The following is a 14,970-nucleotide window of genomic DNA, read 5'->3' on the forward strand; positions in this document are numbered from 1 at the left end:
GTTCCCTCAAGCTGTCTTTATAAAAGATATGTGTGCAAATCTCTTTAAACTAGTTAATTTATTCACGAGCTCAATTAGACACGGAAACGAAAAGGGAGGTTGGCCCCTTGATAGATGTAAATAATTTCGAATATATGAAAATTGGTCTTGCTTCACCAAACAAAATCCGCTCTTGGTCAAGAGGGGAAGTTAAGAAGCCTGAAACAATCAATTATCGTACTTTGAAGCCTGAAAAGGATGGTCTTTTCTGTGAACGTATTTTTGGTCCTACAAAAGACTGGGAATGTCATTGCGGAAAGTACAAACGAGTTCGTTACAAAGGTGTAGTTTGTGACCGTTGTGGAGTAGAAGTAACACGAGCTAAAGTTCGTCGTGAGCGTATGGGTCATATCGAATTAGCGGCACCAGTTTCACACATTTGGTATTTCAAAGGAATTCCAAGTCGTATGGGTCTTGTACTTGATATGTCTCCGCGTTCTTTAGAAGAAGTAATTTATTTTGCTTCTTATGTGGTGACAGATCCAGGCGATACACCACTTGAGAAGAAACAACTGTTATCTGAAAAAGAATATCGTACATATCGTGATAAGTATGGTCGTTCCTTCAATGCACAAATGGGTGCGGAAGCGATTCGTAAGTTACTTGCAGATATCGATTTAGAAAAAGAAGTAGGTCTATTAAAAGAGGAACTAGTAACAGCTCAAGGTCAACGTCGTACACGTGCGATTAAACGACTTGAAGTGTTAGAAGCATTCCGTAACTCTGGAAATGAGCCTTCTTGGATGATTTTAGATGTTCTTCCTGTTATTCCACCTGAGCTTCGTCCAATGGTGCAATTAGATGGTGGACGTTTTGCAACTTCTGATTTAAATGATTTGTACCGCCGAGTAATTAACCGTAACAATCGACTTAAGCGTCTACTTGATCTAGGTGCGCCTAACATTATCGTTCAAAATGAAAAGCGTATGCTTCAAGAAGCGGTTGATGCACTTATTGACAATGGTCGTCGTGGTCGTCCGGTAACAGGACCTGGTAACCGTCCGTTGAAATCACTTTCTCATATGTTAAAAGGGAAACAAGGGCGTTTCCGTCAAAATCTACTAGGAAAACGTGTTGACTATTCTGGTCGTTCCGTTATCGTAGTAGGCCCGAATCTTAAAATGTTCCAATGTGGGTTGCCGAAAGAAATGGCACTTGAATTATTCAAGCCATTTGTCATGAAGGAACTTGTAAGTAAAGGTCTTGCACATAACATCAAGAGTGCAAAACGTAAAGTTGAGCGAGTTCAGCCTGAAGTCTGGGATGTTTTAGAAGAAGTTATCCGTGAGCATCCAGTTCTACTAAACCGCGCTCCGACTCTTCACCGTCTTGGTATTCAAGCATTTGAACCAACACTTGTTGAAGGTCGTGCAATTAAGCTTCACCCGCTTGTATGTACAGCTTATAACGCTGACTTTGATGGAGACCAAATGGCCGTTCACGTGCCTTTATCTGCTGAAGCTCAAGCTGAGGCTCGTATTTTAATGTTGGCAGCCCAAAACATCTTAAATCCGAAAGATGGTAAGCCGGTTGTTACACCATCACAGGATATGGTTCTTGGTAACTATTATTTAACGATGGAAAGAGATAATGCAAAAGGTCAAGGTTCTATCTTTAAAGATACGAACGAAGCTTTAATTGCTTATCAAAATGGGTATGTACATCTGCATAGCCGTGTAGCTATTCCCGTAGCTTCACTTAACAAACCTACGTTTAGTGAAGAGCAAAAGGATAAAATGCTATTAACAACTGTTGGTAAATTAATTTTTAACGAGATTCTTCCTGAATCTTTCCCTTATATTAATGAACCGACGCAATTTAACTTAGAAATTGAAACACCTGAAAAATACATTGTTCCTAGTTCAACTGATGTAAAGAAACATTTTGAAAATAGTGAGCTTGTCTTACCATTTAAGAAAGGTTTCTTAGGGAACGTCATTGCGGAAGTATTTAAGAAGTTTGCTATTGCAGAAACATCAAAAATGCTAGACCGTATGAAAGAATTAGGATTCAAATATTCTACAAGAGCTGGTATTACGGTTGGGGTTGCCGATATCGTTGTATTAGCCGAGAAGAAAGAAATTATTGAACAGGCAGAACTTAAAGTTGAGAAAATCTTAAAACAGTTCCGTCGTGGTTTGATTACAGAAGAAGAGCGTTATGATCGTGTAATCTCTGTATGGAGCGAAGCGAAAGACGTAATTCAAAATAAGTTAATGGGTACGCTTGATCGTAGTAACCCAATCTTTATGATGAGTGACTCTGGTGCCCGTGGTAACGCATCTAACTTTACACAGTTAGCTGGTATGCGTGGTCTAATGGCTAACCCGTCTGGTCGAATCATTGAGTTACCAATTAAATCCTCGTTCCGTGAGGGTCTTACAGTACTCGAGTATTTCATCTCGACACATGGTGCGCGTAAAGGTCTTGCCGATACCGCTCTTAAAACAGCTGACTCAGGTTATTTAACTCGTCGTCTAGTTGACGTTGCTCAAGATGTAATTGTTCGTTCTGACGATTGTGGTACAGACCGTGGTTTAGCGGTTCAAGCTATTAAAGAAGGTAACGAAATTATTGAAAACTTATATGATCGCTTAGTTGGTCGTGTGGTATTCAAAACTCTTAAGCATCCTGAAACAGGAGAAGTATTGGTTAAGAGAAATGACTTAATTGATGAAGATATTGCAAGAGCAATTATAGAAGCTGGTGTAGAAGAAGTAACAATCCGCTCTGTCTTTACTTGTGATACTCGCCATGGTGTATGTAAGAAGTGTTACGGCCGTAACTTAGCTACTGGTAGCGATGTAGAAGTAGGAGAAGCGGTAGGTATTATCGCAGCTCAGTCTATCGGTGAGCCAGGAACTCAGCTTACAATGCGTACATTCCATACAGGTGGGGTTGCAGGAGACGATATTACACAAGGTCTTCCGCGTATCCAAGAGATCTTTGAAGCGCGTAACCCTAAAGGTCAAGCGGTTATCTCTGAAATTGATGGTGAGGTTATCGATTTCAAAGAAGGAGACAAACGCGAAGTTACAATTAGAAGTGAGATGGAAACAAAGAGCTATGCTATTCCTTATGGAGCTCGTATCAAAGTTCAAATTGGTGATTTTGTTAAGTTCGGTGAGCCGATTACTGAAGGTTCAATCGATCCTAAAGAATTGCTGAAAGTTAAAGGAATGAGCGGCGTTCAAGAATACTTACTTCGTGAAGTTCAAAAAGTTTACCGTATGCAAGGGGTAGAAATTGGCGATAAGCACGTTGAAGTAATGGTTCGTCAAATGCTTCGTAAAGTACGTGTAGTAGATGCTGGTGAAACAAAAGTATTACCAGGATCATTAATTGAAATTCAACAATTTAACGATGAAAACAAGAAAGTACTTCTTGAAGGACAACGACCTGCTACAGGTAAGCCAGTATTACTTGGTATTACAAAGGCATCACTTGAAACAGATTCATTCTTATCAGCAGCTTCGTTCCAAGAAACAACACGTGTCTTAACTGATGCTGCTATTAAAGGTAAGAGAGATGAACTTCTTGGTCTAAAAGAAAATGTAATCATCGGTAAGCTAGTACCAGCTGGTACGGGAATGCCAAGATATCGTCACTTAAACATCACTTCTGAATATGATCAAGCTGAAACAGAAGCAGCAGATCAACCAGTTGCTGAGGGTGCACTTACTCACGAGTAATTATTTTCGAAGAATAGTTGACACGAAGTAGTGTGAGTGATAATATATCCTAGTGTGCCTGAGAAAAACCTGTTGCTTTGGAGGATGAAACATGTCTTATGAAAAAGTTTTACAGGCAAATGACCTAGTAATAGGTACGAAACAAACGCTAAAGGCGCTTGACGAAGGTATAGTTTCAGAGGTTTATATAGCTAAAGATGCTGAGTACCGTGTCATATACAAGGTTGAAGCAATTGCTAAAGCCAAAGATATACCATTATTATATGTCGACTCAATGAAGAAGCTTGGAAAAGCTTGTGGAATTGAAGTTGGCGCAGCCACTGTCGCTTTAAGAAAGTAAATAGAAGTTTTTGCCACGCGGTGACATCCGTTTGGCAAAAACTTTCCTTTTGCCTAAAGATGAACCACCAGGACCAGTGGTCTTAATTTATTCAATGAGAGGAGGAAATATCAATGCCTACAATTAATCAACTAATTCGTAAAGGACGCGTTGCAAAAGTTAAGAAGTCAGATTCTCCTGCTCTTAACAAAGGTTTTAACAGCTTCAAGAAAGCTCAAACAAACCTTTCTTCACCACAAAAACGTGGAGTTTGTACTCGTGTTGGTACAATGACACCGAAGAAACCGAACTCGGCTCTTCGTAAATATGCTCGTGTACGCTTAACGAACCAAATTGAAGTTACTGCTTATATCCCAGGTATCGGTCACAACTTACAAGAGCACAGTGTTGTTCTTATCCGTGGTGGACGTGTAAAAGATTTACCAGGGGTACGTTACCATATCGTTCGTGGAGCTCTTGATACGGCTGGTGTTCAAAACCGTATGCAAGGTCGTTCAAAATATGGTACTAAGCGTCCAAAAGAGAAAAAGTAATCTAATTTTTATTGAAGGGAGGGAAAACAATGCCTCGTAAAGGACCAGTTACTCGTCGTGACGTATTACCAGATCCGATTTACAAATCAAAGCTTGTTACACGTCTAATCAACCGTATTATGGAAGATGGAAAACGTGGAAAAGCACAAACGATTCTTTATAACGCATTTGAATTAGTTAAAGAACGTAGTGGAAATGATCCTATGGAAGTATTTGATCAAGCACTTAAAAACATCATGCCTGTACTTGAAGTAAAGGCTCGTCGTGTTGGTGGAGCAAACTACCAAGTGCCGATCGAAGTTAAACCTGAGCGTCGTACTACATTAGGACTTCGTTGGTTAGTAAACTATTCACGTCTTCGTGGTGAGAAGACGATGGAAGAGCGTTTAGCTAACGAGATTCTTGATGCAGCTAACAATGCAGGTGCTTCTGTTAAGAAGCGTGAAGATACACACAAAATGGCGGAAGCGAACAAAGCGTTTGCTCACTACCGTTGGTAAGATCAAAAACTTTAATCTAAAATTGATTGAAACAGGAAGGAGAAATACCCTATGGCAAGAGAGTTCTCCTTGAAAGATACACGTAATATCGGTATCATGGCTCACATTGATGCTGGTAAAACAACAACAACTGAACGTGTACTTTTCTACACTGGACGTATCCATAAAATCGGTGAAACTCATGAAGGTGCATCTCAAATGGACTGGATGGCACAGGAGCAAGAGCGTGGTATCACGATCACTTCTGCTGCTACAACAGCTTCTTGGAAAGATCACCGCATTAACATCATTGATACACCTGGACACGTAGACTTCACAGTTGAAGTAGAACGTTCATTACGTGTATTGGACGGAGCTGTAGCAGTACTTGATGCTCAATCTGGTGTTGAGCCTCAAACAGAAACAGTTTGGCGTCAAGCAACAACTTATGGTGTACCGCGTGTTGTTTTCGTTAACAAAATGGACAAAACCGGTGCTGATTTCCTTTACTCTGTAGGTACTCTTCGCGACCGCCTACAAGCGAATGCACATCCAATCCAATTACCAATTGGTGCGGAAGATGACTTCGAAGGTATCATTGACTTGATCGACATGGTTGCATACTACTATGAAGATGATCTTGGAACTCGTACTGAAGCTAAAGAAATTCCTGCTGATTTAAAGGATAAGGCTCAAGAGTTACATGAACAACTTGTAGAAGCTGCTGCTGAGCTTGACGAAGAGTTAATGATGAAATATTTAGAAGGTGAAGAACTAACGAAGGAAGAACTTAAGAGTGCAATCCGTAAAGGAACTTGTAACGTTGAGTTCTACCCAGTTATTTGTGGTTCGGCATTTAAGAACAAAGGTGTTCAGCTTATGCTTGATGCTGTTCTTGATTACCTTCCATCACCTGTTGATGTACCAGCTATCAAAGGTATTATCCCTGATTCAGAAGAAGAAGTTACACGTGAGTCTAGCGATGAAGCACCATTTTCTGCTTTAGCGTTTAAGGTTATGACTGACCCTTACGTTGGTAAACTTACATTCTTCCGAGTGTACTCTGGTACATTAGATTCAGGTTCATATGTAAGAAACTCTACAAAAGGCAAACGTGAGCGTGTTGGACGTATTCTACAAATGCATGCAAACTCTCGTGAGGAAATCTCAACAGTTTACGCTGGAGATATTGCTGCTGCTGTAGGTTTGAAAGATACAACAACTGGGGATACTCTTTGTGATGAAAAGAATCTTGTAATTCTTGAATCTATGGATTTCCCAGAGCCAGTTATCTCATTATCTGTAGAGCCTAAGTCTAAGGCTGACCAAGATAAAATGGGTATGGCTCTTGCGAAGCTTGCTGAGGAAGATCCAACTTTCCGTACTGAAACAAACGAAGAAACTGGTCAAACAATTATCTCTGGTATGGGTGAACTTCACCTTGATATCATTGTTGACCGTATGAGACGTGAGTTTAAAGTAGAGGCTAATGTTGGTGCACCTCAAGTTTCTTATCGTGAAACAATTCGCCAAACTGCACAAGTTGAAGGTAAATTTGTTCGTCAATCAGGTGGACGTGGACAATTTGGACACGTTTGGATTGAATTCTCTCCTAACGAAGAGGGAGCAGGTTTTGAATTCGAGAATGCAGTTGTCGGTGGATCAGTTCCTCGTGAATACATTGGATCTGTTGAACAAGGAATCAAAGAATCACTTGTTAATGGTATGGTAGCTGGTTACCCAATTATCGATATCAAAGCTAAGTTATTCGATGGTTCTTACCATGATGTTGACTCAAGTGAAATGGCGTTTAAGATCGCTGCTTCAATGGCACTTAAAAATGCCAAGTCAAAATGTGGTGCTGTATTACTTGAGCCACTAATGAAAGTTGAAGTTGTTATTCCTGAAGAGTACATGGGAGATGTAATGGGTGACGTTACAGCTCGTCGTGGACGCGTTGAAGGAATGGAAGCACGCGGAAATGCTCAAATTGTAAAAGCATTTGTTCCACTTGCTGAAATGTTTGGTTACGCAACTTCATTACGTTCACGTACTCAAGGACGTGGTACGTACTCAATGGTATTTGATCACTATGAAGAAGTACCTAAGAGCATTGGTGAAGAAATTATTAAAAAGCAAACTGGCCAATAATAATTTCATTAAATAATTGTTTCAGATTTTAATTTGTTGTAAGCTAAGAAAGGTGTTATTCTTGTATGGGTATTTCACCTTTCTTATCCATAAAAAAATACTTACTTATACTTATGTTCAATTAAGGGAGGAAATGAATCATGGCTAAAGCAAAATTTGACCGTTCAAAAACACATGCCAATATCGGTACAATTGGACACGTTGACCACGGTAAAACAACTCTAACTGCTGCAATCACTACTGTATTAGCTAAACGTTCTGGTAAAGGTGTTGCAATGGCGTATGACGCTATCGATGGAGCTCCAGAAGAGCGTGAGCGTGGTATCACAATCTCAACTGCACACGTTGAGTATGAAACTGACAGCCGTCACTATGCACACGTAGATTGCCCAGGACACGCTGACTATGTTAAAAACATGATCACTGGTGCTGCACAAATGGACGGAGGAATCTTAGTAGTATCTGCTGCTGATGGTCCAATGCCACAAACTCGTGAGCACATTCTATTATCTCGTCAAGTAGGTGTACCTTACCTTGTTGTATTCATGAACAAGTGTGACATGGTAGACGACGAAGAGTTACTTGAATTAGTAGAAATGGAAGTTCGTGACTTACTATCTGAGTATGATTTCCCTGGTGATGACATTCCTGTTATCCAAGGTTCTGCTCTTAAAGCTTTAGAAGGAGATGCTGCTTGGGAAGAGAAAATCATCGAGCTAATGGACGCTGTTGATAGCTATATCCCAACTCCTGAGCGTGACAAAGAAAAGCCTTTCATGATGCCAGTTGAGGATGTATTCTCAATCACTGGTCGTGGTACAGTTGCTACTGGTCGTGTTGAGCGTGGACAACTTAACGTTGGTGACACAATTGACATCATCGGTATCACTGAAGAGCCAAAATCTACTACTTGTACTGGAGTAGAAATGTTCCGTAAGCTTCTTGATTATGCTGAAGCTGGAGACAACATTGGTGCACTTCTTCGTGGGGTTGCTCGTGATGAAGTTCAACGTGGTCAAGTACTTGCTAAGCCAGGTACAATCACTCCACACACAAACTTCAAAGCTGAAGTTTATGTTCTTTCAAAAGAAGAGGGTGGACGTCACACTCCATTCTTCACTAACTACCGTCCTCAGTTCTACTTCCGTACAACTGACGTTACTGGAATTTGTAACCTTCCAGAAGGCGTTGAGATGGTAATGCCTGGTGACAACATCGAAATGACGGTTGAGCTTATTGCTCCAATCGCTATCGAAGAAGGTACTAAGTTCTCTATCCGTGAGGGTGGACGTACTGTTGGTGCCGGCGTTGTTGCTTCTATTCAAAAGTAATAACTACAAATTAACCACCTTGACATTTGTCAAGGTGGTTTTATTTTGGTTTATAGGTTAGTTGAATTGATTTTTTGTTTTGATAGAAAGTACATACAAATAGGAGCAAATAATGAGATAAACCCAACTGTCATAAAAGCCAACCCCCAACTATAATGATTCAAAAAGATCCCGAATATAAGTGGAGCAAAGATAGTCGCACTAAATCCCAAAACAGATTGAACTCCTAGTGCGATGCCTAGTAACTCTGGATCGGTGACTTCAGTAATAGCAGTATTATAAATAGGTGAGTCAGCTACTATAGTAAACCCATATAACAAAGTAATAGGAAGCATGATCAATAAAGGTAAAAAGGATAACCAACCAATTGAAAGTGTACATGTAATACTTACTATAAGAAAAATTGTTGCAATCTGTCCTCGTCCATATTTGTCGGATAACCTTCCGCCTATATATGTAGCAAAACCTCCAATAATTATAATAAACGCTCCCATGGTATTACCTAGTTGAATCGAAAGCCCCTGCTCATATCCCTGATTGCTAAAGTAAAAGACTAAAAATGGACCGATCCAAGACCAAACCGCATAAAGTTCAAAGCAATGTCCGGTATATCCAGCATTAATAAGAAGGTTACGCTTTTTAAAGATACCCTTAAGTTTTTTAAACGTTAAACTTTGACTAGTTAACTTAATTGAAGTTGGGATACGGATAATTAAGATTAGTAGTGCAGCTACTATACTGAGTAACGATGTAATAATAATGACGCCCTGCCAACCGACAATATTGATAAACATGGCTGAAATTAAAAGTGAACTACCTGAACCAACAACTAATGAACCAACATAAATACCAAGGGCTCTACCTCTTTTTTTAGGTGGGAAGATCTCAGCTACCATTTTCATCCCTGGTACATAGATACCTGCAACACCAATTCCTGATAAAGTTCGTAATAGTAGTGCAGACCAAAAGCCTTCAGCCCAAAAGGCAAAGGCAAGTCCCGAGATACCAGCTAAAAAGGCACCAAATACAAATGAGTACTTAGGGTTATAAGCAGTTATTAAAAAGCTGTAAAAAATAATGGCAATTACATAACCGATGTGAAAAAAAGCAAGAATTACACCTGATTGACTTGAAGTAAGGTTCCATTCAGTCTCTATGACAGGAATAATAGAAGAGTAATTAAACCACACCTGCATAACAAAAAATTGGGCTATTGCCAAAAACCATAATACTCTGTTTGAATTGTTCACAACCATCCTCCTACTATATTAACTACTATTAATTTTAGCAGAAGAAAGAACTTACAGCATTTACTAATAGAGGTTTTGCATAAAAGTTAAGTTAGACATTGCTTTTTTAATCTCTGGGTTATATAATAGGAAAAGTGTGATCAACGTAAGTTTCACTTGCATTGGTTTTTCTTTTTGTGTATAATGTGGAATGTTGGTCATTGACAGCGATGATGCGGAAGGTTGCTGACACACCAGGCCCCATTGCCATGGCAGGGTGTAGGAAATTTTCGCGGAGTATGTCTGTTTATAAAATGGACGAAAAAGGAGGGGCTATAATGGCAAAGCAAAAGATTCGCATTCGTTTAAAAGCATACGATCATAGAGTTCTTGATCAATCTGCAGAGAAAATTGTTGAAACAGCAAAACGTTCAGGTGCAAGTGTATCGGGTCCGATTCCACTTCCTACTGAGAAGTCTGTATATACAATTCTTCGTGCGGTTCACAAGTACAAAGATTCTCGTGAGCAATTCGAAATGCGTACTCACAAGCGTTTAATTGACATTGTGAATCCAACACCACAAACAGTGGACGCATTAATGCGTTTGGATTTACCATCTGGTGTCGATATTGAAATCAAGCTTTAATCTTAAAATATAACTTAAATAATGTTTACACATTATTATGATATGAAAATGGCAAAAAAAATATGATTTTTTATAGGAGGTGTAACGGATGACCAAAGGAATCTTAGGTAGAAAAATTGGCATGACACAAATTTTCGCTGAAAATGGTGAAGTAATCCCAGTAACAGTAATTGAAGCAGAACCAAATGTTGTTCTTCAAAAGAAGACTGTTGATTCTGACGGATACGAAGCAATCCAAGTTGGGTTTGCAGACCAAAAGAAAGCAAATGCTAACAAGCCAGCTGAAGGCCACGCTGCAAAAGCAAACACGGCTCCTAAGCGCTTCATCAAGGAAATCCGTAACGTAAATCTTGACGAGTATGAAGTAGGTCAAGAAGTTAAGGTAGATACATTCACAGAAGGTGATGTAGTTGATGTAACAGGAACGTCTAAAGGGAAAGGTTTCCAAGGTGCTATCAAGCGTCATAACCAATCTCGCGGACCGATGTCACATGGTTCTCGCTATCACCGTCGCCCAGGTTCAATGGGACCTGTAGCTCCAAACCGTGTATTCAAAGGGAAATTACTTCCTGGACGTATGGGTGGAGAAACAATCACAGTTCAAAATCTTGAAATCGTAAAAGTGGATACAGAACGTAACCTACTTTTAGTTAAAGGAAATGTTCCTGGAGCTAAAAAGAGCTATGTACAAATCCAAAGTGCGGTTAAAGTTAAATAAGAAATATTAGAAAGGAGGACACATCAATGCCGAAAGTAGCTTTATTTAACCAAACAGGTTCACAAGTTGGAGATATCGAATTAGCGGATTCTGTTTTTGGTATCGAACCAAACACAAGTGTGCTTCATGACGCGGTTGTGATGCAACAAGCTTCACTACGTCAAGGTACACACAAAACTAAAGGACGTTCTGAAGTACGTGGTGGTGGTCGTAAGCCATGGCGTCAAAAGGGAACTGGTCGTGCTCGTCAAGGTCTATCCGTTCACCTCAATGGGTTGGTGGTGGAGTCGTATTCGGACCAACACCTCGTAGCTACAGCTACAAATTACCGAAAAAGGTACGTCGTTTAGCAATTAAATCTGCTTTATCTAGTAAAGTTCAAGCAGAAGAGATTGTAGTACTAGACAACTTATCATTTGATGCACCAAAGACAAAAGAAATGGCTGCAGTTCTTTCTGGTCTTTCTATTGATCGTAAAGCATTAGTTGTAACAGCTGATTATAACGAAGCAGTTGCTCTTTCTGCACGTAATCTTCCTGGCATAACGTTTGTTACTGCTGAGGGTGTAAGCGTGCTTGATGTGCTTAAGCATGATAAGCTTGTTATTACGAAAGACGCCGTTCAAAAGGTAGAGGAGGTGCTTGCGTAATGTCAAACGCTCGTGATATCATTAAGCGCCCTGTGATTACTGAACGTTCAACTGATCTAATGAGTGATAAGAGATATACATTCGAAGTTGATGTACGTGCTAACAAAACTCAAATCAAAGATGCTATTGAAGAGATCTTTGAAGTGAAAGTTGATAAAGTAAACACAATGAATTATAAAGGTAAATCAAAGCGTTTTGGTCGTTACACGGGTTACACAGCTCGTCGTAAAAAAGCGATCGTTACATTATCACCTGAGAGCAAAGAATTAGAGTTCTTTGAAGGTGTATAAGAAGTAATAGAGAAGGAGGGAACTGAAAATGGCGATTAAGAAGTATAAACCAACCAGTGCCGGCCGTCGTGGTATGTCCGTATTAGATTTCGCGGAAATCACTACTGATAAGCCGGAAAAATCGTTACTAGCACCTTTACACAAAAAAGGCGGACGTAACAACCAAGGTAAGTTAACTGTACGTCACCAAGGTGGCGGACATAAGCGTCAATATCGTGTGATTGATTTCAAACGTAACAAAGATGGTATTCCAGGCCGCGTTGCTACGATCGAGTATGATCCAAACCGTTCTGCTAACATCGCACTTATCAACTATGTTGATGGTGAAAAACGTTACATTCTTGCTCCAAAAGGACTTAAAGTTGATATGATGATCGAATCTGGTGCAGAAGCGGATATCAAAGTAGGTAATGCTTTACCACTTAAAAATATTCCTGTTGGTACTGTGATTCACAATATCGAACTTAAGCCTGGAAAAGGTGGACAATTAGTCCGTTCTGCTGGAACAGAAGCTCAATTGCTTGGTAAAGAAGGAGATTATGTTCTTGTTCGTTTGAACTCTGGTGAGACACGCTACATCTTAGCTACTTGCCGTGCTACTATCGGTCAAGTTGGTAATCTTGAGCATGAGTTAGTTAATATCGGTAAAGCTGGTCGCTCACGTTGGTTAGGTAAACGCCCAACTGTACGTGGATCTGTTATGAACCCGAATGATCACCCACACGGTGGTGGTGAAGGACGTTCTCCAATCGGACGTAAATCTCCAATGTCACCATGGGGTAAACCAACTCTTGGTTACAAAACTCGTAAGAAAAACAAAGCGTCAGATAAGTACATTGTACGTCGTCGTAAAAAATAACGGGGTTGCACTGCGGTTCTCTATTAGAACCGTAGCACAATCACGAAGGGAGGTTTTCTCATGGGTCGTAGTTTGAAAAAGGGACCTTTTGTCGATGATCATCTTATGAAGAAAGTTGAAGCAATGAATGAAACTGAGGATAAGAGAGTCATCAAAACTTGGTCACGTCGTTCAACGATTTTTCCTGAGTTCATCGGTCACACAATCGCAGTTTATGATGGCCGTAAGCACGTGCCTGTATACGTTTCTGAGGACATGGTTGGTCACAAACTTGGTGAATTCGCACCAACTCGTACGTATAAAGGTCATGCAGCTGATGATAAGAAAACAAGACGTTAATATGTAAGTAAGAGAGGAGGTCAATCCTATGCAAGCTAAAGCAGTAGCAAGACAAGTTCGTATTGCTCCTCGTAAAGTGCGCTTGGTTATTGATTTGATTCGTGGTAAGCAAGTTGGTGAGGCTGTAGCTATTCTACGTCACACGCCTAAAGCTGCTTCTCCAGTTGTAGAAAAGCTTTTAAACTCTGCAATCGCGAACGCTGAACATAACTACGAAATGGAGCCAAACAACCTTGTAATTAGCGAAGCGTTTGTAGACGAAGGTGTTACTTTAAAACGTTTCCGTCCACGTGCTATGGGACGTGCTAGCCGTATTAACAAACGTACTAGCCACATTACATTAGTTGTAACAGAAAAGAAGGAGGGATAACACGTGGGTCAAAAGATTAATCCTACTGGACTTCGAGTTGGCGTTATTAAAGACTGGGAGTCAAAATGGTACGCTGATAAAGATTATGCTGTATTACTACACGAAGATATTAAAATTCGTGAGTATATTGAAAAACGTTTAAAAGACGCTTCTGTTTCTAAAATTGAAATTGAACGTGCTGCTAACCGTGTAAATGTTACAATTTCTACTGCTAAGCCAGGAATGGTGATCGGAAAAGGCGGTTCAGAAGTTGAAGCGCTACGTAAGGCGTTAAATGAACTAACTGGTAAGAGAGTTCATATTAACATCTTTGAAATCAAGCAAGCTGATATGGATGCGAAACTTGTAGCTGAAAATATCGCTCGTCAATTAGAAAATCGTATTTCGTTCCGTCGTGCTATGAAGCAAGCTATCCAACGTACAATGCGTGCTGGTGCTAAGGGTATTAAAACTCAAGTATCTGGTCGTCTTGGTGGAGCTGACATCGCTCGTGCTGAACATTACAATGAAGGAACTGTTCCACTTCACACGCTTCGTGCTGATATTGATTACGGTACAGCTGAAGCTGATACAACATACGGTAAATTAGGTATAAAAATTTGGATTTATCGTGGTGAAGTCCTTCCAACGAAAGGAACGAAAAAAGAGGAAGGAGGCAACTAATTATGTTAATGCCAAAACGTGTTAAATATCGTCGTGAACACCGTGGAAACATGCGTGGACGTGCGAAGGGCGGTACGGAAGTTCATTTCGGTGAGTATGGTTTACAAGCTTTAGAAGCTTCTTGGATCACAAACCGTCAAATAGAATCTGCTCGTATTGCAATGACTCGTTACATGAAGCGTGGTGGTAAAGTTTGGATCAAGATTTTCCCTTCTAAGCCTTACACTGCTAAACCTTTAGAAGTTCGAATGGGTTCTGGTAAAGGTGCTCCTGAAGGATGGGTAGCTGTTGTCAAACCTGGAAAGATTATGTTTGAAATTGCTGGTGTTTCAGAAGAAGTTGCTCGCGAAGCTTTACGTTTAGCTTCTCATAAATTACCGGTGAAATGTAAGTTTGTAAAACGTAACGAAGTGGGTGGTGACGCAAATGAAAGCTAATGATATTCGTAACTTAACCACTGCTGAAATTGAGCAAAAGACGAAATCACTTAAAGAAGAACTATTTAACCTTCGCTTTCAACTAGCGACTGGTCAATTGGATAATCCAGCCCGTATTCGTGAAGTTCGTAAAGCAATTGCGCGTGCGAAAACAGTATTGCGTGAACGTGAGCTTGGAATTAACAACGGCTAAAAAGGAGGTTT

General features: G+C 40.1%; 16 protein-coding genes and 1 pseudogene. 16 read left to right on the top strand and 1 reads right to left on the bottom strand.

The features are described from left to right. The first annotated feature begins 107 nt into the window (after positions 1–107). The 6 genes from rpoC to tuf all read left to right on the top strand — a co-directional run bounded on the left by rpoC (position 108) and on the right by tuf (position 8,565). Positions 108–3,731, top strand: coding sequence for a DNA-directed RNA polymerase subunit beta' (gene rpoC / locus JCM9157_RS10995; RefSeq protein ID WP_035664722.1), 3,624 nt, complete (start codon positions 108–110; stop codon positions 3,729–3,731). 91 nt (positions 3,732–3,822) lie between these two features. Then, positions 3,823–4,071 carry a 50S ribosomal protein L7ae-like protein gene (locus tag JCM9157_RS11000; protein WP_035664723.1) on the top strand — a complete coding sequence of 83 codons (249 nt, stop codon included), beginning with the start codon at positions 3,823–3,825 and terminating at the stop codon, positions 4,069–4,071. 113 nt (positions 4,072–4,184) lie between these two features. Continuing rightward, positions 4,185–4,604 carry a 30S ribosomal protein S12 gene (gene rpsL, locus JCM9157_RS11005; protein WP_035664724.1) on the top strand — a complete coding sequence of 140 codons (420 nt, stop codon included), beginning with the start codon at positions 4,185–4,187 and terminating at the stop codon, positions 4,602–4,604. Between the two features lie 29 nt (positions 4,605–4,633). After that, on the top strand, positions 4,634–5,104 hold the full coding sequence (rpsG, locus tag JCM9157_RS11010) for a 30S ribosomal protein S7 (protein WP_035664725.1): 471 nt from the start codon (positions 4,634–4,636) through the stop codon (positions 5,102–5,104). A 51-nt stretch (positions 5,105–5,155) separates the two neighbouring features. Beyond that, positions 5,156–7,234 carry an elongation factor G gene (gene fusA, locus JCM9157_RS11015; protein WP_035664727.1) on the top strand — a complete coding sequence of 693 codons (2,079 nt, stop codon included), beginning with the start codon at positions 5,156–5,158 and terminating at the stop codon, positions 7,232–7,234. 140 nt (positions 7,235–7,374) lie between these two features. Further along, the gene (tuf, locus tag JCM9157_RS11020; protein ID WP_035664732.1) at positions 7,375–8,565 is read left to right on the top strand and encodes an elongation factor Tu; all 1,191 of its coding nucleotides are present in this window, start codon (positions 7,375–7,377) and stop codon (positions 8,563–8,565) included. A gap of 50 nt (positions 8,566–8,615) precedes the next feature. On the opposite strand, the gene JCM9157_RS11025 is transcribed toward tuf, so the two are convergent. Then, the gene (locus JCM9157_RS11025) at positions 8,616–9,815 is read right to left on the bottom strand and encodes an MFS transporter (protein WP_235714919.1); all 1,200 of its coding nucleotides are present in this window, start codon (positions 9,813–9,815) and stop codon (positions 8,616–8,618) included. Between the two features lie 317 nt (positions 9,816–10,132). On the opposite strand from JCM9157_RS11025, the gene rpsJ reads away from it, so the two are divergent. The 10 genes and pseudogenes from rpsJ (at position 10,133) to rpmC (ending at position 14,959) form a co-directional block, all read left to right on the top strand. Further along, positions 10,133–10,441: a 30S ribosomal protein S10 gene (gene rpsJ, locus JCM9157_RS11030; RefSeq protein ID WP_017729599.1), complete on the top strand. Its 309-nt coding sequence runs from the start codon at positions 10,133–10,135 to the stop codon at positions 10,439–10,441. An 88-nt stretch (positions 10,442–10,529) separates the two neighbouring features. Then, a complete protein-coding gene (rplC, locus tag JCM9157_RS11035) occupies positions 10,530–11,159 on the top strand; it encodes a 50S ribosomal protein L3 (protein ID WP_035664734.1) in 630 nt (209 codons plus the stop codon). 26 nt (positions 11,160–11,185) lie between these two features. Then, a pseudogene (gene rplD / locus JCM9157_RS11040) lies at positions 11,186–11,808 on the top strand (50S ribosomal protein L4). After that, positions 11,808–12,098, top strand: a complete 291-nt coding sequence (gene rplW, locus JCM9157_RS11045) for a 50S ribosomal protein L23 (protein WP_034745215.1) — start codon at positions 11,808–11,810, stop codon at positions 12,096–12,098. Before rplD ends, rplW begins: the two are co-directional and overlap by 1 nt. Positions 12,099–12,126: 28 nt before the next feature. Next, positions 12,127–12,957: a 50S ribosomal protein L2 gene (gene rplB, locus JCM9157_RS11050; RefSeq protein WP_035664738.1), complete on the top strand. Its 831-nt coding sequence runs from the start codon at positions 12,127–12,129 to the stop codon at positions 12,955–12,957. Between the two features lie 60 nt (positions 12,958–13,017). Beyond that, complete coding sequence (gene rpsS, locus JCM9157_RS11055) at positions 13,018–13,296, top strand: 30S ribosomal protein S19 (RefSeq protein WP_035664739.1); 279 nt, start codon at positions 13,018–13,020, stop codon at positions 13,294–13,296. A gap of 28 nt (positions 13,297–13,324) precedes the next feature. Continuing rightward, the gene (gene rplV / locus JCM9157_RS11060; RefSeq protein WP_035664740.1) at positions 13,325–13,666 is read left to right on the top strand and encodes a 50S ribosomal protein L22; all 342 of its coding nucleotides are present in this window, start codon (positions 13,325–13,327) and stop codon (positions 13,664–13,666) included. A gap of 3 nt (positions 13,667–13,669) precedes the next feature. Further along, the gene (gene rpsC, locus JCM9157_RS11065) at positions 13,670–14,329 is read left to right on the top strand and encodes a 30S ribosomal protein S3 (RefSeq protein WP_035664741.1); all 660 of its coding nucleotides are present in this window, start codon (positions 13,670–13,672) and stop codon (positions 14,327–14,329) included. Between the two features lie 2 nt (positions 14,330–14,331). Beyond that, entirely contained in the window at positions 14,332–14,766 is a 435-nt protein-coding gene (rplP, locus tag JCM9157_RS11070) for a 50S ribosomal protein L16 (protein ID WP_035664744.1), read from the top strand. Then, positions 14,756–14,959: a 50S ribosomal protein L29 gene (gene rpmC / locus JCM9157_RS11075; RefSeq protein WP_003322618.1), complete on the top strand. Its 204-nt coding sequence runs from the start codon at positions 14,756–14,758 to the stop codon at positions 14,957–14,959. Before rplP ends, rpmC begins: the two co-directional genes overlap by 11 nt. Positions 14,960–14,970 lie beyond the last annotated feature (11 nt).

This window comes from Halalkalibacter akibai JCM 9157 (assembly GCF_000513135.1).
Classification (GTDB): domain Bacteria; phylum Bacillota; class Bacilli; order Bacillales; family Bacillaceae_D; genus Halalkalibacter; species Halalkalibacter akibai.